This is a genomic window from Kaistella palustris DSM 21579 (genome assembly GCF_000422265.1).
Taxonomy (GTDB): Bacteria; Bacteroidota; Bacteroidia; order Flavobacteriales; family Weeksellaceae; genus Kaistella; species Kaistella palustris.
This window is the reverse complement of record NZ_AULL01000016.1, coordinates 203,104-225,177: the sequence shown is the minus strand read 5'-3', so window position 1 is coordinate 225,177 and position 22,074 is coordinate 203,104. Positions and strand designations below refer to the sequence as shown.

General features: G+C 42.5%; 24 protein-coding genes. 10 read left to right on the top strand and 14 right to left on the bottom strand.

Features of this window, described 5'->3' with window-relative positions:
- Nucleotides 1-93: 93 nt before the first annotated feature.
- The 3 genes from murB to H562_RS0106320 all read right to left on the bottom strand — a co-directional run bounded on the left by murB (nt 94) and on the right by H562_RS0106320 (nt 2,907).
- Nucleotides 94-1,113, bottom strand: a complete 1,020-nt coding sequence (murB, locus tag H562_RS0106330) for a UDP-N-acetylmuramate dehydrogenase (protein ID WP_027376730.1) — start codon at nt 1,111-1,113, stop codon at nt 94-96.
- Nucleotides 1,114-1,116: 3 nt separating this feature from the next.
- A complete protein-coding gene (locus tag H562_RS0106325) occupies nt 1,117-1,632 on the bottom strand; it encodes a DUF2199 domain-containing protein (RefSeq protein WP_027376729.1) in 516 nt (171 codons plus the stop codon).
- 69 nt (nt 1,633-1,701) lie between these two features.
- A complete protein-coding gene (locus H562_RS0106320) occupies nt 1,702-2,907 on the bottom strand; it encodes a pyridoxal phosphate-dependent aminotransferase (protein WP_027376728.1) in 1,206 nt (401 codons plus the stop codon).
- Nucleotides 2,908-3,239: 332 nt separating this feature from the next.
- Here H562_RS0106320 and H562_RS0106310 point away from each other — a divergent pair, with 332 nt between their 5' ends.
- The gene (locus H562_RS0106310; protein WP_027376726.1) at nt 3,240-4,064 is read left to right on the top strand and encodes an IS110 family transposase; all 825 of its coding nucleotides are present in this window, start codon (nt 3,240-3,242) and stop codon (nt 4,062-4,064) included.
- Between the two features lie 359 nt (nt 4,065-4,423).
- On the opposite strand, the gene H562_RS15870 is transcribed toward H562_RS0106310, so the two are convergent.
- On the bottom strand, nt 4,424-4,690 hold the full coding sequence (locus tag H562_RS15870) for an immunoglobulin-like domain-containing protein (protein WP_394330169.1): 267 nt from the start codon (nt 4,688-4,690) through the stop codon (nt 4,424-4,426).
- A 32-nt stretch (nt 4,691-4,722) separates the two neighbouring features.
- On the bottom strand, nt 4,723-6,933 hold the full coding sequence (locus H562_RS14775) for a M3 family metallopeptidase (protein ID WP_084466336.1): 2,211 nt from the start codon (nt 6,931-6,933) through the stop codon (nt 4,723-4,725).
- A gap of 57 nt (nt 6,934-6,990) precedes the next feature.
- Here H562_RS14775 and H562_RS0106290 point away from each other — a divergent pair, with 57 nt between their 5' ends.
- A complete protein-coding gene (locus H562_RS0106290; RefSeq protein ID WP_027376724.1) occupies nt 6,991-7,785 on the top strand; it encodes a head GIN domain-containing protein in 795 nt (264 codons plus the stop codon).
- A gap of 342 nt (nt 7,786-8,127) precedes the next feature.
- Here H562_RS0106290 and H562_RS0106285 read toward each other — a convergent pair whose 3' ends face one another.
- From H562_RS0106285 to H562_RS0106275, 3 genes are read right to left on the bottom strand one after another with little or no spacing between them, the layout of a single operon-like run.
- Entirely contained in the window at nt 8,128-8,943 is an 816-nt protein-coding gene (locus tag H562_RS0106285; RefSeq protein WP_027376723.1) for a TPM domain-containing protein, read from the bottom strand.
- Nucleotides 8,924-9,352, bottom strand: coding sequence for a TPM domain-containing protein (locus H562_RS0106280; protein WP_027376722.1), 429 nt, complete (start codon nt 9,350-9,352; stop codon nt 8,924-8,926). Before H562_RS0106280 ends, H562_RS0106285 begins: the two co-directional genes overlap by 20 nt.
- Entirely contained in the window at nt 9,352-9,960 is a 609-nt protein-coding gene (locus H562_RS0106275) for a LemA family protein (RefSeq protein ID WP_027376721.1), read from the bottom strand. Before H562_RS0106275 ends, H562_RS0106280 begins: the two co-directional genes overlap by 1 nt.
- Before the next feature lie 77 nt (nt 9,961-10,037).
- Between H562_RS0106275 and H562_RS0106270 the strand changes: the two genes are divergently transcribed.
- Entirely contained in the window at nt 10,038-10,532 is a 495-nt protein-coding gene (locus tag H562_RS0106270; protein ID WP_027376720.1) for a dihydrofolate reductase, read from the top strand.
- Nucleotides 10,533-10,597: 65 nt separating this feature from the next.
- Nucleotides 10,598-11,164 (top strand): hypothetical protein, encoded by a 567-nt coding sequence (locus H562_RS0106265; RefSeq protein WP_027376719.1) that lies wholly within the window; start codon nt 10,598-10,600, stop codon nt 11,162-11,164.
- A gap of 72 nt (nt 11,165-11,236) precedes the next feature.
- On the opposite strand, the gene H562_RS0106260 is transcribed toward H562_RS0106265, so the two are convergent.
- From H562_RS0106260 to H562_RS0106250, 3 genes are read right to left on the bottom strand one after another with little or no spacing between them, the layout of a single operon-like run.
- A complete protein-coding gene (locus H562_RS0106260) occupies nt 11,237-11,869 on the bottom strand; it encodes a trimeric intracellular cation channel family protein (RefSeq protein ID WP_027376718.1) in 633 nt (210 codons plus the stop codon).
- A gap of 2 nt (nt 11,870-11,871) precedes the next feature.
- A complete protein-coding gene (gene coaD, locus H562_RS0106255) occupies nt 11,872-12,354 on the bottom strand; it encodes a pantetheine-phosphate adenylyltransferase (RefSeq protein WP_027376717.1) in 483 nt (160 codons plus the stop codon).
- 58 nt (nt 12,355-12,412) lie between these two features.
- Nucleotides 12,413-13,405, bottom strand: a complete 993-nt coding sequence (locus tag H562_RS0106250) for a D-alanine--D-alanine ligase (protein WP_027376716.1) — start codon at nt 13,403-13,405, stop codon at nt 12,413-12,415.
- A 156-nt stretch (nt 13,406-13,561) separates the two neighbouring features.
- Between H562_RS0106250 and lpxK the strand changes: the two genes are divergently transcribed.
- Entirely contained in the window at nt 13,562-14,587 is a 1,026-nt protein-coding gene (lpxK, locus tag H562_RS0106245) for a tetraacyldisaccharide 4'-kinase (protein WP_027376715.1), read from the top strand.
- Nucleotides 14,571-15,389, top strand: a complete 819-nt coding sequence (locus H562_RS0106240; RefSeq protein ID WP_027376714.1) for a purine-nucleoside phosphorylase — start codon at nt 14,571-14,573, stop codon at nt 15,387-15,389. The genes lpxK and H562_RS0106240 overlap by 17 nt, the downstream gene beginning before the upstream one ends.
- Before the next feature lie 76 nt (nt 15,390-15,465).
- On the opposite strand, the gene H562_RS0106235 is transcribed toward H562_RS0106240, so the two are convergent.
- Together H562_RS0106235 and H562_RS0106230 are read right to left on the bottom strand one after the other, a co-directional pair.
- Nucleotides 15,466-16,227, bottom strand: coding sequence for an NYN domain-containing protein (locus H562_RS0106235; RefSeq protein WP_027376713.1), 762 nt, complete (start codon nt 16,225-16,227; stop codon nt 15,466-15,468).
- Nucleotides 16,228-16,336: 109 nt separating this feature from the next.
- On the bottom strand, nt 16,337-16,810 hold the full coding sequence (locus H562_RS0106230) for a DUF2059 domain-containing protein (protein ID WP_169463264.1): 474 nt from the start codon (nt 16,808-16,810) through the stop codon (nt 16,337-16,339).
- Nucleotides 16,811-16,984: 174 nt separating this feature from the next.
- Here H562_RS0106230 and dinB point away from each other — a divergent pair, with 174 nt between their 5' ends.
- Together dinB and H562_RS0106220 are read left to right on the top strand one after the other, a co-directional pair.
- The gene (gene dinB / locus H562_RS0106225; RefSeq protein ID WP_051190433.1) at nt 16,985-18,034 is read left to right on the top strand and encodes a DNA polymerase IV; all 1,050 of its coding nucleotides are present in this window, start codon (nt 16,985-16,987) and stop codon (nt 18,032-18,034) included.
- Between the two features lie 96 nt (nt 18,035-18,130).
- Nucleotides 18,131-18,805, top strand: coding sequence for a YceI family protein (locus H562_RS0106220; protein WP_027376710.1), 675 nt, complete (start codon nt 18,131-18,133; stop codon nt 18,803-18,805).
- Between the two features lie 107 nt (nt 18,806-18,912).
- On the opposite strand, the gene H562_RS0106215 is transcribed toward H562_RS0106220, so the two are convergent.
- Complete coding sequence (locus tag H562_RS0106215) at nt 18,913-19,101, bottom strand: DUF3606 domain-containing protein (protein ID WP_219729257.1); 189 nt, start codon at nt 19,099-19,101, stop codon at nt 18,913-18,915.
- 154 nt (nt 19,102-19,255) lie between these two features.
- Between H562_RS0106215 and H562_RS0106205 the strand changes: the two genes are divergently transcribed.
- Nucleotides 19,256-20,731, top strand: coding sequence for an alpha-amylase (locus tag H562_RS0106205; RefSeq protein ID WP_027376708.1), 1,476 nt, complete (start codon nt 19,256-19,258; stop codon nt 20,729-20,731).
- Between the two features lie 208 nt (nt 20,732-20,939).
- Nucleotides 20,940-22,004: an NAD(P)-dependent alcohol dehydrogenase gene (locus H562_RS0106200; RefSeq protein ID WP_027376707.1), complete on the top strand. Its 1,065-nt coding sequence runs from the start codon at nt 20,940-20,942 to the stop codon at nt 22,002-22,004.
- Nucleotides 22,005-22,074: the final 70 nt, after the last annotated feature.

The following is a 22,074-nucleotide window of genomic DNA, read 5'->3' as shown; positions in this document are numbered from 1 at the left end:
ATTTCAGTTAGACAAATAATTTTAAAATTTTATTTGCTCATTTTCGGAAAATTACGCCTGCCAGACCGTTTAAAGCGATCCTGATAATCTGCGCTAGATAATATTAACTTCCCGCTCCAACTCGATCCCAAATTTATCCTTCACCGACTCAATAATCCGCGCAGAAAAATCAAAAATCTCCTGTCCCGAAGCTCCACCGGTCGCATTAACCAGAACCAGCGCCTGAAGTTTGTGGGATGCCACATTCCCCACTTGTTTGCCCTTCCAGCCGCACTGTTCGATCAGCCAGCCGGCCGGAACTTTTACAAATTCGCCCTGAGGAAAATTGGGGATATTCGGATACTCTTTCTGAACTTCCAGAAACTGCTTTTTCGGTACCGACGGATTCTTAAAGAAGCTTCCCGCATTCCCCAAGACCGCAGGATCCGGCAGTTTGCTCTGTCTGATGTTGATGACCGCTCTGCTCACGTCCTGAATTGTGGGCCTTTCGGTTCCTAAGCTTTCTAATTCGGAAGCGATAGCGCCATATTCTACTTTGATTACATGGTCTCGGGTTCTTAGTCTGAAAGTAACTTCCAGAATAATATATTTTCCTTTTCCTTCTTTTTTAAAAAAAGATTCACGATAACCAAAACTGCATTTTTCGGCACCGAAAGTTTCAACTTCTAAGGTTTTAAGGTTCAAAACTTTGCAGTTTACAAAAGTGTCCTTTATTTCTGTTCCGTACGCACCAATATTCTGCATGGGCGAAGTTCCTACATTGCCCGGAATTAAAGAAAGATTTTCTAAGCCGCCATAATCTTTTCTAAGGCAATACTCCACAAAGCCGTGCCAGTTTTCTCCGGCACATGCGGTAACCAAAACTTCACTGTCACTGATCTTTTCCTCAGAAATTCCTTTTAAATCCAGCTGAATAACAAGACCGGTAAGATCTTTAGTAAAAAGAACATTGCTTCCGCCACCCAAAACCAACAAAGCCAGGTGCAGGTTTTTCGAAAAAGTAACCGCTTCCAGAAGTTCTTCCAGAGAATTGACTTGCGCAAAATATTCCGCAGCCACATCCACACCAAAAGTGTTGAATTTTTTTAAGGAAAAGTTTTGTTTTATGTCCATGATTTATCTGGGGCTGCGGGCTAAAATGTGATGTACTCTTTTTTCGGCTTCTTCTTTTGTAATGCCGTGATAAAAATCCGCTACAAATGGATGACTGAAATCCAGCACCGGATAAACTTCCGGCCTTTGGTTTCCGGTTTTTGCCTTTACATCCATCGGGATGCTTTTTTCAAATTTATAATCCGGCAGGGCATTACTGAGCCAGCCGAAATATAAACCCTCGTGGTTTTCATTTCCGAAATTAAAGAGATAGTCATTGTAATCGTCCTCATCCAGCGCTACCCAAAGGATATAATCCAGGTAAAGACGTGATTTCTTAATCTTCTGCCTCATTACTACTTTAATGAAACGGTCGACGCGGTCGGGATACTGAATCGTGCAAAAATCTGCATCCATCTTTACATTTTCGCTCTTCTGCTCATCGGTCAGCCAATAGTAGGGATTAGGATATGTAAAGGTGAACGCCGGATATTCCGTATGAATTTCACCGCAGATCCCGCATTTATTTTCTATACTCATTTCTTTCGGTTTTTTTCTGATGTCCTTTAATAAAAACAAAAAACGGATTATAAAACCCGTTTTCTAAAGTTACAAATTAAACTCAATTTTATATTTCTGCAGTGCGTCGTTCAGCAGCTCTACACTTCTTTTTAGATCCTCTTCTTTCAATACGTAGGCAATCCGCACCTGTTTCCTGCCGAGTTCCGGATCGCTGTAAAAACCGCTCATCGGCGCAACCATTACGGTTTCGTTGTTGTGCGAATAACTTTCAAGAAGCCACTGTGCAAATTTATCAGTATCATCCACAGGCAGTTCTACGGCGCAGTAAAAAGCACCTTTGGGTTTCGGACAAATTACACCGGGAATACCGTTCAGCAGATTCACAAGCACATTTCTGCGGTGCGTATATTCGGCACGGACTTTCAAAATATAGTCGGAATCATTCTGGTGCGCAGCCGCTGCGGCGATCTGACCCAGAAGTACGGGACTCAGTCTTGCCTGTGCAAAAAGCATCGCGGCATCGTGTATTTTTTGTGAGCGTGTCACCATAAAACCGATCCGTACGCCGCACATCGAATAGCGTTTTGATTCCGAATCAATGATGATGCAGTTTTCCGCGATTTCAGGAAAATCAAGCATCGAAACCGCCTGTTTACCATCGTACACGTATTCTCTGTAAACCTCGTCAGAAATGATCACGATATCATGTTTCAGCGCAATATCTGCCAGCTTCTGCAGTTCTTCTCTGCTGTAAAGGTAGCCCGTGGGATTACCCGGATTACAGATCAGAATTGCTTTAGTCTTTGGCGTTATTTTCTTTTCGAATTCTTCAACCGGTGGCAGTGCAAAACCAGTTTCAATAGTCGATGTTACCGCCACAACATTCACATTGAACGTGCTGGCAAATCCGTTATAATTCGCGTAATACGGTTCGGGGATGATCACCTCATCGTCGGCATCGCACAACGTGGAAAGCGCAAAATTAAGCGCTTCCGAACCACCGTTGGTCACAATGAAATTGTTGGTGGTTAGATCCGTGAATCCCAGCGCATGATAATAGTTGTTCAGTGCCGTTCTGTACTCCAGATTACCTTCAGAAAGTGCGTATTCAAAGATCTTGAGGTCATTGTCTTTCACCGCATCCAAGGCAGACTGCGGTGTTTCAATATCGGGCTGGCCAATGTTCAGATGGTACACTTTTATTCCCTTCTGTTTCGCTAACAAAGCATACGGAACCAATTTCCGGACAGGCGAAGCAGGCATGTTTTGAGCGCGCTGAGAAATGTTTGGCATTATTTTATATTTTTTACAAAATTAGGAATTATTTTGGAGCAATCAAGCATTATTCCCTCCCGAAAATCCGTACCAGCTCTGCGCTGCTCCCGAAATTTCGGGATCCACTGCCATGGTAAGTTTGCAATAAGAAAAATAAGTAATAATTTGGTTAATAATATTAACCAAAGAGTAAAAGCAGCAGGATAAAGGCAGACGTTGCGTTGATACTTAGATATCGCCCCGGATTTTATTCCCCTGCTGCTGTTTTCTTCCAAATCCGGATAGAACATTGTTGGTAAGAACTTTTACCATGGTGGATCAGAAGAAAACCTCTTTTTAAAAAAAAATGTATGTCAAATGTATTAAAAAAAGTGATTGGTGTTGATGTTGGAGCAAAATTTTTAACAGTAAGTTTTAATGACCACTGCGATAAGGATCAAGTTCAAAATATTGGAAACAATCAGCGTTCGATCGTAGCTTTTTTGAAGAAGTTCTCTACGGAAGATTATTGCTTCGTGATTGAAGCGACGGGTAATTACAGCAGTCGGCTTCTGCATCTTTCTTTGTCGAAAGGTTTTGAATCCAGTTTGATTAACTGTATGTCTGTGAAACATTTTTCGAGAATGAAAAACATCATCACCAAAACTGATGCGGAAGATGCTAAACTGATCAAGCTTTATGGAGAAATGTTTCGACCGGAGGTTTATGTGCCCAAAAGCATTGAAATTGAACATTTGGATCAGGAAATAAAACTGCTGAATGATCTTGAAGAAGAAAAGCGTCGGTATGCGGTAAAACTCCAGGCACTTCGTTACAATCCTTTTCTTAATGCTAACACAGAAAAACATTATGAGAAAAGACTTAAACAGTTAGAAAAAGAAATTACTGAAGTAGAACTGCGCCTGCCACAACTTCAGGATGAAGAGTTTAAAGAAGTAAAAGATTTGATACAAAGTGTATGTGGAATTGGGGAGAAAACCTCTCTTCAACTGATGATAGCTACCTCTGGTTTTAAAAACTTTGATTCTGCAAAATCATTGGTAAAATACTTTGGTTTAGCACCCCGAATTTATCAATCGGGAAAGAAATCCTATTCACCCCGGCAAATGCAGAACCTCCAAAACTCATATCAGAGGAATGCTGTATGTTTGTTCCTGGACTGCTATGAAACATAATCTACCTTGCAAAGAACTTTATCTGCGACTCTTGGCAAAAGGAAAACCAAAGAAAGTAGCCTTAATAGCAGTTTGTAATAAACTCCTGAGAATTTGTTTTGGTGCCGTAAAAAATAAAACTGCATATCAACAGGATTATCTAAAAAACTTGAAAATTTTAACCTGATTAATTTGCAAATTAACATAGAACATCCGGGCTAAAAGAAAAGATGGTTTCCCCCACCGAAAATTTTTCCTGCAGATTCCGCTGATTGCAGGATACAGAAGCGCTACGACTTATCAACTAAAAAAACCGGTCAGCGAGCTCCCTGTTAAATCCTTTAGTCATAAAAAAAACCGCAGAAAAATCTGCGGCATTCTTATTCAATCTTAAACTCCTGATAAATCCAGTGTTCTTCATCCTTAGTTACCGGAATATCTTTTTCAAAAAAGTAGGTTTTTGAAATCCTGTACCGTCCTGCTTTTAAACTGGAATAATACGCAGTGATATCAGTCTCCAACCTTCTGCTTTCGCCCGGATTGACGATGTATCCTATACTGGAGAAAATGCTGTTGTGAATTACTTTTTCCTTCGTCCACTGTTGGCCGTTCCACTTTTCGATTACGAAATAAGTTCCTGTAGAAATTACTTCACCAGTATTATTCGTAACCGTAAGTATTATTTTTTTTTTAAATCTTTCTGTTCAATGGTGTTATCCGCTATCTTTAACTCAACAGTTCCCGAATTCTGACTGATAAATCCTTTACTTCTTAACAAAGGTTTCAGATCAGGATTTCTGCCGGTAAAGTTTTTAAAGGCTTCATTCAGATCCATCGAATTTCCTACGGATAAGATATATTTTCGGAAACGGTCGCCGTTTTCACGCGTCATGCCTCCATGCGTCGTGATCCAGTCCCAGGCATCGGCATTCAGCATATCGCTCCACATATACGCATAATAGCCGGCAGAATAGCCACCACCCCAAATGTGCGCAAAGTAAGGCGTGTGATATCTTGGCGGTACTTCTTTCAGATTAAAGCCATATTTTGCCAACACATCCTTTTCAAATTCCAAAGTCGGTTTAAACTGCGATGCATCAGTTACAGAATGCCAGTTCATATCCAAAGTCGCAGCCGAAACCAGTTCAGTTGTAGAATAACCTTGGTTGAATGTTGAAGCTTTTTTAATTTTATCAACCAAAGCCTGCGGCATAGGTTGTTTGGTTTGGTAATGAATGGCGTAATTCTTCAGCACAGAAGGTTCAAGCGCAAAGAACTCATTGATTTGCGAAGGAAACTCCACGAAATCCCGCGGAACATTAGTACCCGAAATCGAGATGTACTTCTGGTCGGCAAACAGACCGTGCAGCGTATGGCCAAACTCATGGAACATGGTGGTCACATCATCATAAGAAATCAAGGACGGTTTCCCTTCTGCAGGTTTCTGGAAATTGAATACGTTTACAATAACAGGTTTCTGGTTCAGTAGGTGACTTTGCTCCACAAAATTGCTCATCCAGGCACCACCGTTTTTATTGTCGCGGGTGTAGAAATCCAGATAATAAATCGCGAGTGACTTGCCGTCGCGGTCGAAAACCTCATACGCCTTCACATCAGGATGATAGACTGGCAGGTCATTTCTTTCTTTAAAAGTGATGCCGTAGAACTTTTCTGCTGCAAAGAATACCCCTTTTTCCAAAACGGCACGAACTTCAAAGTACGGCTTAATCTGGTTCTCATCCAGATCATATTTTGCTTTTCTCACTTGCTCAGCGTAGAAATTCCAATCCCACGGCTCAACGGTAAAACCTCCTTTCTGCTGATCGATGAGTTTCTGTATTTCATCGCTTTCGCGTTTCGCAGTTGCAACAGCCGGCGTTGCGAGTCTTGCCAAAAGATTCATTGCATTTTCCGGCGTCTTTGCCATTTGGTCCTGAAGTTTCCATTCTGCAAATGATTTTTTACCCATAAGGTGACCTTTTTCCATGCGCAGTTTCGCTTCTCTTTCCAGAATATTTCTGGTGTCATCGGCATTACCTTTTTCCGCTCTGTACCACGACGCTTTAAAAAGTTTTTCGCGTGTCGCGCGGTTTTTCAGGTTTTGCAGCAAAGGCTGCTGCGTTGTGTTCTGAAGTGTCAGCAGATATCCATCTTTTCCGGCACTTTTTGCATCTGCTGCGGCGGCGGCGATCTCATCTGCAGAAAGTCCGTCGAGTTCCTTCACATCCGTGATCCATAACGCACCATTCTTTCTGGCGTCGAGCAGTTTGCTGCTGAACTGTGTAGAAAGCGTGGCCAATTCTTCGTTGATCTTTTTAACTTTGGCTTTATTCTCAGGTGATAGATTGGCACCCGCGATTTCGAAATTGGTCATATATAAATCGAGGACGCGCTTTTCTTCACTACCTAAATTTTCGGTTTTTATCGCTTTGATCCGCGCATAAAGTTTTTCATTTAAAAGGATCTTATCGCTGAGCGCAGAGAATATCGGCGCATACTCTTCTTCAAGTTTCTGAAGCGTCGGGTTGGTATTTGATCCTGTGAGGTTATAAAATACAAGTTGCGCACGTTTTAAAACTTCGCCGCTGTTCTCCAAGGGAATAATTGTATTTTCAAAAGTGGGTGCTGCAGGATTGTTGGCAATTTGATTGATCTCGGCGATCTGCACTTTCATACCGTAATCAAAAGCGGGTTTGAAATGTTCATCTTTAATTTTATCAAATTCGGGCGCCTGATATTGCAGTGCACTTTTTTTCATGAAGGGATTTCCGGCAAGATTTGCACCGGGAGCAGGCATTTCGGTAGTTGAATTTTCAGTTGTCTTCATTGTAGTACAGGCGGTTGTCGCCGCCAGGGTAGAAATTAATAATACAGATGTAATATTTTTCATGTTGAAATTGTTATTTAAGGTAAAGGTATTAAATTTAACCAAAATAAAACTGAACCTATGAGATCTCTACTCCTGACCGCCGCTGCGACAGCCCTGCTTTTGTCCTGCAATGTAAAATCCGATAACGGGTTTTCATTTAATTTAACGCCAAAAGAAGGAAGTGGACCTGTGAAAACAAAACAGTTTAAAATGGATTTTGACGAAATTAAAGTCGCACAGTCCATCAACGCGCAGATCGTAAAAGCAAATGAGGAAAAGGTAGTTGTAACCGCGCCCGCCGATATTATTGATGAGATCCTGGTGGATAATAATGGGGGCAAACTCTTTATTCACTTTAAGCCCAATATGAATATTTCTGCGCGCAACGTAGCGGTAAAGATTTTTGCTAAAGATTTTTCGGCCCTGGAGGCGAGTTCCTCAGCACGGATTAAAGTTTTGGATAAATTTACGCAGGAGCGGACAGATGTAAAAGTATCGAGTTCCGCTGAAATCTCCGGCGATCTGGAAGCTAATGACATTTCGGTTCAGGTTTCCAGTTCGGCAAACTTTACGGCAAAAATTTGGGCGGTTAATTTAAAGGCTGAAGTATCGTCTTCTGGCGATATCAACATTTCCGGCAAATCGCAAAATGCAGATTTAGACGCTTCCTCCTCGGGAACGCTCAATGCACAAAAAGTTGTAACGCAAAACGCAGAAGCCAAAGCTTCGAGCAGTGGCGATATCAGTATTTCGGTGAGTGATCGGTTAAATGCGGCGGCAAGCTCCTCCGGCAGTATTATGGTCATCAAAAAAGGGAATTTGAATATTTTGGCCAAAAAGGAAAGCAGTGGCGGAAGCGTGACTATTAAATAAAAAGTACCACCGCAATCCATAGGAAGCGGTTTCATCAAAAGAAAAGCATAGGATTTAGAATCTCCAGTCAAAAAATATCCAAATTTTAAAAAAACAAGAAAACTATATGTTGAAAGGTTCTGTATTCGCTCAAGGATAACTGGCACACGCAGTTTCAAACTCTTATACTCTTTAAAAATAAATTCAGCGAAGATATTTCTCCGCTGAATTTTTATTGTGAATCTGTATTTCTTTAAAAACTTTACAAATACTTTTTTTCAAAAAAAACTCGAATTCTGAAACTGTAATTCCAGGATTCGGTATTTCGGCAAGCAGAATTATTGCTAAGATTTCAAGTTCATTCTACCAGCCGCCAGATGCACCGCCGCCGCCAAAACTGCCACCACCACCGAAACCGCCAAAACCGCCGCCGCCACCTCCGCCGAAGCCGCCACCCCGACCAAAGCCGCCGCCGCCAAAACTTCCCGGAAACGGGAAAAAACCTCCCGGATACGTTCGTCTACCCCGTCCTGAGAGCATTTCATCATCATCATCGTCATTGTTTCCGCCGCCACCGCGGTTTTTGAACAGAAAACTTAAAATCATCAAAACAAAAAATGAAATGATCAGCAGCCGAAATGGACTAATGCCCTCGCTGTTACTGGTGTTTTTGATCAGAGGCTTGAACTTGCCCTGCACCGCTTCCATAAGCGCGGTGGTTCCTCTGTTGATTCCTTCGTACCACAAGCCCTGCTTGAAATTAGGCGTCACGATATAATCCAGAATCTGACCGGCAACTGAAGCCGTAAGATACTGCTCCACAGCGCGGCCCTGCTGTATGGCGAATTTCCGGTCTTCTGTCGCGATAAGGAAAACAATTCCGTTATCCACGCCTTTCTGCCCGATTCCCCATTTCTCACCGTACATCGTTGCAAGATAATTTACATCTTCACCACCTGTAGTCGGAATGATGATAACTTCGATCTCCGTGGATGTAGAATCTGAAAATTTAATAAGCTTTTGGTTAAGCTGGTCTTTCTCGGATTTCGTCAGAAGTCCAACTTCGTCGTACACAGGATATAATACCGCCGGCTTTGCAGGAATCTTTTGGGCAGAAACAACAATGTTAAAACCCAGAAACAGGCACAATAAAAGGTTTTTAAGAGAAAGTAATCTCATTGGGAAGTTCATTCGGGTTTTCTCCTGTTACGGGAAAATATTTTTTAAGTTCTAATCCGGTCTGCAGCACGGCATTCCGCAAACCTTCATGGTAATTTCCTTTTGCAAATTCCGAGGTAATTTTGTCGTGCATGCGGTCCCAGAAACGTTGGCTCACTTTTTCGTGAATACCTTCATCACCAATTATGGTAAGATATTTCTGTTCAAAATTCACATGGAAAAGCACAGCATTCTTTGCCGCTGTTTTGTCTTTGCAAAGTGTGCGGAAAACTTCAAACGCAATTTCTGCATTCCGGCCTTCGGTATTGGAATCTATATGGATCCTGATCTCGCCGGTCGAATGGTCTTCTGCTGTTTGAATGGCTTCCACAAGGGAAGCCATTTGAATATTTGTAAGATAAGTGCTCATTAATTTGTAAAGACATCAGGAGCTTTTTGCGCGCCCGCGTCTGCTTTGAAATAAGGTTTTTCTTTGAAGTTGGTAAAATTCGCCAGGATATTGTTCGGGAATGTTTTTATAGAAGTGTTGTAATCCTGCGCAGCTTCATTATAATAAACTGTTTCACTCCGTATGCTGTTTTCAATTGCCGTATATTCCCGCTGGAAATTAATGTACTGCTGATCCGCTTTTAAATTAGGATAGCTTTCTACAACCGCCATTAATCTGCTCAATGCGCCGGTTAGCTCGCCCTGTGCAGCCTGAAATTTGGCCATATCTGCTTCGGTCATATTCGTGGGATCCACATTGATCGAAGTTGCTTTTGAACGTGCTTCAACCACTTTAGTCAATGTTTCCTGTTCGAACTGGGAATAGGATTTTACCGTCCTTTCCAGGTTGGGAATCAGGTTTGCCCGCTTTTGGTACACAGTTTCTACATTCGACCATTTGGCACTTACTGTCTGCTCTTTTGTAGTAAAACTGTTGTATCCGTTCTTACCCCAAAAGAAGAGCACAGCGGCAATGACGAGAAGAGCAATACCGATGGTTCCGGCGCTCATACACCCTCTGTTTCTCATAGTTTATTATTTTTAGTGTTTAAATTCGCTACCCAAATATACAAATTAAGTGCTAAATTTGTAAAAATTACCAGAAAATGATCACAATTGTCGTGGCAATGGGCCTCAATAATGAAATAGGCGCTAAAAATGAATTGCTTTGGCACCTGCCCAAAGATTTAAAACGTTTCAAAGAAATCACGACCGGCCACCCGATCATTATGGGCCGTAAAACTTATGAAAGCATTGGTAAGCCATTGCCAAACCGCACCAATATTATAGTCAGCAGAAAGGAAAACTATTTTGAAGAGGGAATTCTGATCGTAGGCAGTTTAAAGGAAGCCATAAAATTCGCAAAGAAGATCGATGAAAACATTTTCATTATCGGCGGGGGAAATATTTATCAACAAACCATTGATCTCGCCGACAGATTGGAAGTAACGCAGGTAAACGCTAAACTTGAAGCCGACGTATTCTTTCCGAAAATCGACGGAAAAATCTGGGTAAAAATCCAGGAAGAATGTCACGGTAAGGACGACCAAAATGAATATGATTTCTGCTTTCAAACCTTTGAGCGGAAAGAAAAGCTGTAAACTTCCGGCCACCCGTTTTCCTGCGTGACCGCAAATTAATATCTTTGCCCTTCTAAAATTTAACAATGAATAAATACATAAAATTTGTAATCGCGGCAATTATGATCGCTGCCGGAATTTATCTGATGATGAACAGGAATATCGGTTGGGGAATCGTAGTGGTTGTACTTTCGGCAATCCCGATTTTCCTTTTCTTTAAAAATGAGTTTATACTTATGTCTTTTTGGTTTTTAAGAAAACAGAATATTGAAAAAGCCCAAAGCTGGTTAACAAAAATTACCAACTACGAAAGTCAGCTGCACAAATCACAATATGGTTATTTTCATTATTTGCAGGGTCTGACACTTGCTCAGGAAAATCCCGCAAAAGTGGAACCTTTGATGAAAAAAGCCCTGGAGTTTGGTCTGAATATGAAACATGACCGCGCCATGGCCACGTTAAATATTGCTGCAGGTGCCATGCAGAAAGGCCGGCGACAGGAAGCCACAAAACTGCTGGAGGAAGCTAAACGGCTGGATACTGCCGGTATGATGACCGACCAGATCAAAATGATGAAAGACCAGCTGAAAATGCCGTCAATGCAGAAACACATGCATAATCCAAATATGCGCCAGCGCGGAAGATCTTTCTAAAGGATTGAAGCCGCCGGATCTTTGCTGCCGTATTGCAACGCAAAATCATTAATAAAAACAATTAAGCGCTTCTTACATTTCCGAAGTCTGGTCTGTACCATAAAATTTGGGAATCTGCCACTGGTATTTTACAGCGAGCGTGCGGATGAACACGATCAGCAGAATGGTGGAAATCTGTACAAAAGTGTACGTGAAACTGCTGTATTTTACAAGCAGCATAAACACGGTTCCGCCGAGCAGGCAGGCCGTAGCGTAGATCTCTTTCCTGAAAATGAGCGGAATTCTGTTCAGCAGTATATCGCGGATAATCCCACCAAAACAGCCTGTTATCGTTCCCAGCGTAAGGCAGATCAAAGGATGAAGTTCTGCACTTAAGCCCTTCTGTATACCGACGATTGTAAAAAGCCCGAGCCCGAAACTGTCGAAAACAAATAAGGTGACACGGAATTTCTTTTCCAGGGATTTGAAGATCATCGCGAGAATACAGGTAATGAAAATCACGGTACACATCACAAGGTCGCGCATCCAGAAAACGGGAACATCCAGCAAAACATCGCGCACGGTTCCGCCGCCCACAGAAGTTACAAATGCAATGATCAGCACACCGAAGGGATCCAAACGTTTCTGCATCGCGGCAAAACTGCCCGACATGGCGAAAGCAATTGTCCCCAAAAGCTCAATGATGAAATTTAAATTCTCGTGTATGATCAAAATCCCTGTTTTTTAGCAGCAACCCGCACCGCCTCCGGTACAAGAAGTTCGTAATGGCCGCCGAAAGTCAGTATTTCCCGCACAATGCTTGAACTTATAAATGACTTGCTGGCCGAAGTCAGTAAAAATATGGTTTCAATTTTATTGTCCTGCGTAAGCTCACGGTTGGTTTGGGCAATGGCTTTTTCGAATTCGAAATCGGCGGGATTACGCAGACCGCGAAGTATAAAACTTACTTTTTTGCTGTGGCAGTAATCGATGGTCAATCCTTCGAAATGATCAACTTCTACATTAGGGAAATCTTTAAAAGTCCTGCGGATGAAATCCATACGCTGCTCCAGTGAAAACATATATTTTTTCTGGGAATTCTGCCCGATCGCAATGATGATCTTATCGAAAAGCGGTGTCGCCCTTTCTACGATATCGAAATGGCCGAGCGTAATCGGATCAAAGGAACCTGGAAAAACTGCGATTTTCATAATTTAATTTAGATTTTGGATCTCAATTCTTGGATTTTTTCAAAGTAAAATCTACTTTTTATTTTAATGTTTTGGCTAACGCTTTTTCCACTTCATTTCCACAGAGGTCTTTTATAGAGGTACCGTAGTGAGCGGCCTGCTGCGGCAGAATGGATGCTGGTGAAAAACCGGGGTTTGTATTCATTTCCAGCATAAATGGCGTGCCGTTCATAATAATGAATTCACTTCTCGAAAAACCGCTCATTCCTAATGAATCGTAGGCGCGCTTCGCAATTTCTTCTACTTTCAAACGTGTTGCGTCATCAATTCTTGCGGGTGTAATTTCCTGCGAGGCACCTTCGTATTTGGCTTCGTAATCGAAAAAATCATTATCGGGCACTATTTCGGTGATTCCCAAAACCAGGGTTTCGCCTTTATAATCCAAAACTCCCACGGAAACTTCCATACCATCTAGAAAACTTTCGATCAGGATCTGGTCATCTTCTGCAAAAGCAAATGCCACAGCGCGTTGAAAATCTTCTTTATCCTTTACTTTGGTAATACCGAGCGAAGATCCGGACTGGTTGGGCTTTACAAATAAAGGTAGGCCCAGGTCTGCAATGATCTGCGCTTCGTTATAGCTTTCACCGTTCCTCAAATAGACACTTTTTGCGGCAGGAATATTATATTTGGAAAGTACCGCGAGTGTATCTTTTTTATTAAATGTAAGTGCGCTCTGGTAAAATCCGCAACCTGTATATTTCTGGCCGATCGTGTCCCAATACGCCTGTAATTCACCATTCTCACCAGGTTTCCCGTGAATGATATTAAAGCAGACATCAAACTTTACATCGAAACCACTGCTTAGATTCACTGAAAAATCCGCGCGGTTGATGGCGGCTTTTTCACCTCTGTCATCCAGAAAATACCATTCTTCTTTCAGAATGATGACTTTGTACACATTGTATTTCTCACGGTCCAGCGAATCAAAGATCAACTGTCCGCTTTTAAGTGAAACTTTGTATTCATCTGAATAACCGCCCATCACCACGGCTACATTTGTCTTTTTCATACACTGGAAAACTAGTAGCGCAAATTTAGACAAAATGTTTAATACTCCCCGGAATGCGTCCAAATATTCTCCGATGGAAAACTGCCCAAACTTTTCTGCGAAAATAGCTGGCCGGCGTATTTTGCACCGTGCTAAAAATCCGTATTTTTGCGGGCTATGAAAAGATGGTATCTCTACCCTTTTTCTCTTGGTTATCATTTAGTGACCGGTGTGCGGAACTTAATGTATGATTGGGGAATATCTAAATCAACCCGCTTCAAAACACCGATCATCAATGTCGGGAATCTTTCTGTGGGCGGCAGCGGCAAATCACCGATGGTTATGTATCTTGCGGATTTTCTGTCTACCCATTACCGCACCGGTGTGCTGTCCCGCGGTTACGGCAGACTGACCAAAGGTTACGGCATCACCAATTACGACAGCAATTATAAAACGGTGGGCGACGAGGCGATGCAGCTTTTTGAGCGCTTTCGGAACCGTTTTGTAATCGGCGTATGCGAAGACCGTGTGCCAGGTGCAAAAAAAATGATCGAAGACATGGACCTGGATGTTCTTGTATTGGATGATGCCTACCAACACCGAAAAATAAAAGCAGGTTTCAATATTCTGATGACCGATTACAATGATCCTTATTTCAAGGATTTTCTGTTGCCTGCAGGCGATCTGCGGGAAAGCCGAAACGGTGCGCAGCGTGCACAGATCATCATGGTATCAAAATGTCCCGATGACCTTACCGAAGAAAAAAAACAGTACTGCATCTCGCGGATCAAACCGCAGCACGGCCAGAAGGTATTTTTCTCCAGTATCAGATATGATGAAAACATTTATTCTAAAGATGAATTTCTGCCGGATAATAACCTGAGTTATTACGATATACTGCTCATCACAGGAATTGCAAATCCAAAACCTTTAATTCAGCATCTGGCGAAATTTTCGCAGCGCGTGAAACATTTAAAATTTAAAGACCACCATAATTTCACCGAAGACGACATTAAAAATATTACGGCGGAATACAGAAAACTTGGTGAATACAAACTTATTCTTACCACCGAAAAGGATTACGTGCGCCTGAAAACTTTTGATTATCTTCGGGATATTGTTTACTACTGGCCGATTAACGTCCTCATTGATCAAAAGGAGGAGTTTAATAAAACTATTCTTAATTATGTTAGCAAAAATTAAAGAGACTGCAGCCTTCATTAAAAACATTATTCTGGAAACCCCCGATTTTGCAATCATCCTGGGTTCCGGTCTGGGTGCTTTAAAAGAGGAGGTCGAGGCAATCCACACTTTAGAATATCATGAGATTCCGAACTTTCCGCAAACTACCGTAGTTGGGCATGGCGGTAAACTGATCTACGGAACGCTGCAGGGCAAAAAAGTCCTGATGATGAGCGGCCGGTTTCACTATTACGAAGGTCACGATATGCAGACCGTAGTTTTCCCGATACGCGTTTTCCATCTTTTAGGAATTAAAAACCTCATACTTTCCAATGCTTCCGGCGGCGTAAACCCTGCGTTTCATGTGGCAGACGTGATGATCATCAACGATCATATCAACATGATGCCGGAGCACCCGCTTCGCGGGCAGAATCTGGAGGAACTGGGACCGAGGTTTGTAGATATGAGTGAACCTTACAGCAGGAAAATGATCGAAATAGCGGCCATGGTTGCTGAAGAAGAGGGAATCACCGCACATCAGGGCTGCTACGTGGCACTTCAGGGGCCGACATTTGAAACGCCCGCCGAGTACGGAATGATCAAAGCGATCGGCGGCGACGCTGTGGGAATGAGCACCGTACCGGAAGTTATTGTAGCCAAACACCAGGGAATGGACTGTTTCGGGATTTCGATCATCACCGATGTAGGCGGACCGGATATTGCGTACACCGTTTCCCACGAGGAAGTTTTGCAGGCGGCCAATAAAGCCATGCCAAAAGTTATAAAAATTGTCACAGGCCTGGTGAAAAATTACAATTCCTGATCTGTAAAATCAATCCAAAAAAACGCACCTTTTGGATGCGTTTTTTTTATGGATACAGACGGGAATATTTAAGGTCTTACTTCACTTTCACATAAATATGGCGGATATTATTTACGCCAGTTTCCCTTTCGTCGATCTCAATTTTTCCGATACTTTTTATTAAAGGCAAAAGCTTTACAAAACCGAAATTCCGGGGATCGAAATCAGGTTTCTTTTTCAGTATGAAGTTTCCGAGGTTTCCAAGGAAAGTCCAGCCGTCTTCATCACCCAGATCATTGATGCTTTCGGTGATAAGTCTGATGGTGCGCGAATCTACTTTACTGATCGGTTCTTTTTTGGATTTCGGTTTTTCGGTCTTTTTCCTGACCGGATTTTCCGGCTCTTCTGAATTATCAGCATCCTCGGTATCGTTCAGGATTTCCAGGTAAATAAATTTATCACAGGCAGAAATGAAGGGTTTCGGGGTTTTCTTTTCGCCAAATCCTATAACGGTCATTCCGGCCTCCCGAAGTCGTGTTGCCAGTCTGGTAAAATCGCTGTCGCTGGACACGATGCAGAAACCATTAACTTTTTGGGAATACAAAATGTCCATAGCGTCGATGATCAAAGCGCTGTCGCTGGAATTCTTACCTGTGGTATAACTATATTGCTGGATCGGTGTAATGGCATTCTCCAGCAGCACATTTTTCCATCCGGAAACCGTAGGTTTGGTCCAGTCGGCATAAATTCTTTTGATGGTCGGGGTTCCGTTCCGGGAAATCTCCTCCAGCATTTCCTTTACATTCCTGTACGGAACATTGTCTGCATCTATGAGTACGGCTAATTTATCGTCTGCCATAAAATTATTTTTTGGTTTGTGCACTGCGAATTTACAACCTATTTTATTAAATAATTCAGGCCTCTTTAATATACCTGGAAAAACCAGCTGAACTGTGAAACCTCAGCCGTCATTTTACACCTTTATGGTTTTTACTAATGATTTCAGCTGCTTTTAAGGATTCCAGCATGATCAGCGGTAAGTTTACGCTCAGTTTCTGTCCTGCCGGCGAACTGTAAAAGCGAGTAAGCTGTTTGATTTCCTGCAGGGTAAAGTGATTTCTATAAATGTGGATCACGGCATTTTCCAAAGCCCTTGCACCAGTACCGGCTGTAAAAAACTGCTGCATCTTTTCCTTTTCCGCGCTGGTGATCTCTTTATCTTCTTTAATTTTAAAAAGTACCGCTTCCTGAATGTTGAATCCGCCTTTTGCTTCCCGAAGTCTTCGGATTTCCGCCGTAAGTTTATCGTTGGGAACTGCTGTAGTATCCGGCACATATTGCGCTGCCGCTTTCGCAGTCCTGCTGAACATTTCAACTTCAGGTCGTTGAGCGTTACAGAAACCCGAAAGTAGTGCCATTATAAAGAGAATGTGATTTTTCATCATTTTAAATTTGTGTGGATCAAAGTTAGAAATTATTTCAATGAATTTTAAACGGCTTCAAACGGAAAGCCTGCGTGTTTTTTTCAACTTCAGTCATATTTACAGTTAAATATTCCTCACGAGTTTTTATACTTTTGCCCTGTGGAAATTCAGCGGAAAATTATTCATGTAGATATGGATGCATTTTATGCCTCTGTGGAACAGCATGACCGACCGGAACTCCGCGGCAAACCTCTGGCGGTGGGTGGCGGACAGTATGGCGTGGTGGCGGCAGCAAGTTATGAAGCCCGGAAATTTGGCGTTCGGTCGGCAATGCCCGGCAGGTTGGCTCTGGAAAAATGCCCGCATCTGATCGTCGTAAAACCGCGCTTTGCACGTTACAAAGAAATTTCCCAGCAGATACGAGAAATTTTTTATCAGTATACAGATCTTGTAGAACCGCTTTCGCTGGATGAAGCTTATCTGGATGTGACTGAAAACAAAAAAGGAATTGAATCAGCCAATGATATTGCGCGTGAGATCCGCGAGAAAATCTTTCAGGAAACTGGTTTAACTGCTTCGGCGGGAATCTCGGTAAATAAATTTCTTGCTAAAGTGGCCTCGGACTACAATAAGCCCAACGGGCAGAAAACAATTCATCCCACGCAGATCCTGGATTTTATGGAACAGCTTCCGATCGAGAAATTCTACGGCATCGGGAAAGTAACAGCCAACAAAATGCACGAACTGCATATTTATAAAGGCCTGGACTTAAAGAAAAAATCCCTGGAAGAACTGCTGCAGCTTTTCGGAAAATCGGGCGGTTATTATTACAACGTGGTACGCGGCATTCATCAGAGTGAAGTAAAACCGCACCGTATACAGAAAAGTGTGGCAGTAGAGGAAACGTTTTGGGAAAATCTTCTGGACGAAGCTGCTGTCTTTGACCAACTGAAAACCCTTAGCGAAGAACTTGAAACCCGACTTCAGAAAAAAGACATTAAAGGAAAATCATTGACTCTGAAAATCAAATACAAAGATTTTTCGGTCTTTACACGCAGCCGAACTCAGGAAACATATTACACGGGCGCTACAGAATATTTAAATATTGCACGGCAGCTCTGGGAACTCCGCCCTTTCGATAAACCGATCCGGTTGCTGGGGCTTTCACTTTCCAATCTTAACACGCAGGAAAAAAAACAGGTTTCTGTACAGTTGAAAATTCCGTTCGAGGAATTTCTTTAATTTCTTTTTAAAACCGTACTTCTTAACATACATCAATTTTACAGCGCGCAAAACGCCCTATTTTTGCGGCATTAAAAAATTAACAAAAAATTAGAAATGAAAAAATTATCTGTGATGGCACTGGCTGCCTCCTTATTTATCGTATCGTGTAAAGAATCCACAACCGACACTGCTACCACTGCAACAGAACAGCTGGCAGCCGCGCATCAGGGTGAAACTTTCGCTATAAATACCGACAGCACAGTTGTTAAGTGGACAGCTTACCACAAAGGCGGTTTGAATCCCCGTTTTGGAATCATGAAAACTACAGGAACGCTTTCTGCGGATAACGGGAACCTGACGGCGGGTAATTTAAAATCAGAAGTCAGCACTTTGGTTACCGACCCTGCTGCGGTAGACCCTTCAATCACAGATGGTAAAACCTCTGCTGATCTGGATGCACATTTGAAAAGCGCAGACTTTTTCGACGCAGAAAAATATCCGGAAGTAAAATTTGAAATCACTAAAGTGACAGACCTCGCACCGGGAACTGAAACCAAGACTGCTGGCGCCAACAAGACCTTAAGCGGAAACCTGACCATTAAAGACAAAAAAGTAAACGTGACTTTTCCTGCAAAAGTTGAAGTGACCGATAAACAGATCAGCCTATTCTCGAAATTCACAATTAACAGACAGGACTGGGGCTTGGCGTATGGTGCTGAAGGTGACCCCAAAGACTGGATGATCTCTCAGGAAATTGATTTGGAACTGCATGTAGTTGCAAATAAATAATTAGTTGTTTTTAGTGTTATCCGAAAGGGCTGCGATTTACTGCAGCCCTTTTTTTGGTTTGAAAAATCTTTTATAAAATTGTCATCTTTTTTAAAGCCGTTTTGACTTTATTTCTGATGCCGGTCTTTCAGATACTTTTCCAGCGTTTTCCGGTCATTGGAACCCGTGGCACGAATGGCACCGGTTACGGCCTGAGCAGTAACACCCATCTTTTCTTTAAAATACTGAATTTCATAATTTTCGGAGCTGCTTACGGTGGCGCGGTCGCGGCCGCCTCTTTTACTTTTGTCGTCCATGATAAATGATTTTAGTGTGTAAAAAAATTTACAAAAACTGCGCCGATTCTTTCATCTTAAGAGGTTTAGAGCAAAGTTCCAGGCTTGTTTTCAGAGGTAAGCTGGCAGATCTTGCACCAAAATTAGCTAACTTCACGCTTCAAAAAAATATACGATGAATTCAACAATGCTGCAGGCGTTCCACTGGTATTCCGAGGGAAATGCGAAATTATATGATGAAATTGCCGGCTGTGCAGATTACTTTTCATCGCTCGGTATTTCTGCCGTTTGGTTTCCGCCTGCGTATAAAGCTGCAGGTGGCGGTTATTCTGTAGGTTATGATCCGTATGATATTTTTGATTTGGGAGAGTTTGACCAAAAAGGAGCGGTAGAAACAAAATACGGCACCAAAGAACAGTATTTAAATGCCGGTAAAACCTTGCAAGAAAAAGGAATCTCGGTGATTGTAGACGTGGTGCTTAATCATAAAGCCGGTGGAGACGAAAAAGAAAAGTTCCTGGCGGTACGCGTAAATCCGGAAAACAGACAGGAAGATATTTCAGAACCGTTTGAGATTGAGTCCTACACCAAATTCACCTTTCCGGGCCGTGGCGAAAAATATTCTGATTTCAAGTGGGATTTCCAGTGCTTTTCGGGGGTTGATTATGCAGAAGGTCAGGAACCGGGAATTTTTCGGATCATCCACGACCATGGCGAAGGCTGGGAAGAAATGATTGCTGATGAAAAGGGGAATTACGATTATCTCATGTACAACGATATTGAACAGCGGAATCCTTTTGTAAGAAAAGAACTCAACGAATGGGGAAAATGGTATCACGATACTTTACAGTTCGGGGGTGTTCGGCTGGATGCGGTAAAACATCAGTCACCGGAATTTTATAAGGAATGGCTTTACAACCTGCGTGCAAATACGGGCGAAAACATTTTTGCCGTGGGCGAATACTGGGCACCGGGTGAACTTCATCTTCTGCAGAAATATATCGACGCAACCGATGGTGCAATGTCACTTTTCGACTCATCGCTCCAGCATAATTTTCATTTGGCCTCACTCCAGGGCGCGGCGTATGATCTCCGAACGATCTTCGACGAAACTTTAACTTTAGCCAATCCAATGCTTTCTGTAACAGTAGTTGACAATCATGATACTCAACCGCTGCAGGAACTGGAGGCTCCGGTGGAAAAATGGTTCAAACCCCTGGCATATGCACTTATCCTGTTACGCGAAAACGGTTATCCGTGCGTTTTTTACCCGGACCTTTTCGGTGCACATTATACGGATAAGGATAAAGAAGGGCACGATCAGGAAATATTCCTGGATAAGGTGGAAAAGATTGAAGAGCTCTTGAAAGCACGGCAACTTTACGCTTACGGAACGCAGAACGATTATTTCGAAGATGCCAACTGCCTGGGCTGGACGAGAGAAGGCGATGGCTATAATAAAGGTTGCGCTGTAGTGTTAAGTAATAAAGACGCCTACGAGAAACCCATGGAAATAGGGAAACAATATGCCGGCCAGCATTTTATAGATTTCATCGGTTGGTTCCCTGAGAAGGTAATTATTGATGAAAATGGCTGGGGAAATTTCCCGGTGCCGGCCGGAAATGTGTCGGTTTGGGTTCCCGAAGATTAAAATGTTCGCCGGGAAATCTTTTTAAAAAAAAAAGCATTTAAAACCTGTTCAAGAAGTGCTGAACTTAAAATAACTGTGCTTTTTTTACGGGGAAAATTTCTTTAATCGCCAGACTTATCACCGACGTCGTCAGGCTTTATTTATTACTTTCTTAACATAAATTCACTGAGCAACAACTTACCTTTGTTATTTAAATTTAATAAAGAAGATGAATACATTCAACGTAAAAGCTTTCGGAACCGAATCCAAAGAAGCTGATCTAAAGCAAATGCGGATTGAGCGCCGCGAGGTTACACCCACAGATGTTGAGATCGAAATTTTATATTGTGGTGTTTGCCACAGTGACCTGCACACGGCGAGAAATGACTGGGGTGGTACAAAATATCCTGCAGTTCCGGGTCACGAAATCGTAGGCCGGATTACCAAAGTGGGTTCCGAAGTTACCAAATTTAAAGTCGGAGATCTGGCCGGTGTTGGCTGTCTGGTGGATTCCTGCAGGGAATGTGAAAGCTGCAGACAGGATTTGGAACAGTATTGTTTGAACGGTTCTACAGGAACTTACAACGGTGCCGACAAACATTTGCAGGGACACACTTTTGGCGGTTATTCCGAGAAAGTGGTGGTTACCGAAGCTTTCTGTCTGAAAATTCCGGAGAATCTTGATCTGCAGGCGGTGGCTCCATTGCTGTGCGCGGGCATCACAACCTGGTCACCACTAAAACACTGGAATGTAAAAGAAGGCAGCACAGTTGCAGTTGTAGGTCTTGGCGGTTTGGGACATATGGCTATAAAACTTGCCAAAGGTCTGGGCGCGCACGTGACCCTTTTTTCCCGAAGCCCGGATAAAATTCAGGATGCGCTGGATTTGGGTGCAGATGCAGTTGTAATATCAACTTATGAAAACGAGATGGAAACCGTAACCGGTAAATTCGATTTGATCATCGATACTGTTCCTTATGACCATGATCTTAATCCTTACATTAAAACTTTAAATATCAGCGGAACCCTGGTTTTGGTAGGTTATATCGGGCAGATGAATGACGCGCTCTTCACTCCACCAATGATTTTGGGGCGCCGTTCTGTAGCAGGATCTGTAATTGGCGGTATCAGGGAAACCCAGGAAATGCTTGATTTCTGTGGTGAACATAACATTCTGCCGGAGATCGAGCTGATTAAAATGCAGGACATCAACGAAGCATACGAACGGATGTTGAAAAGCGATGTACGCTACCGTTTTGTGATCGATATGCAAACTCTTAAAGATTCCATTTAAAAAAAGTTAGCCTTTTGAGAAATCAAGAATCACTTAATTAAAAACCACGGACTTCAGATTAACTTTCTGC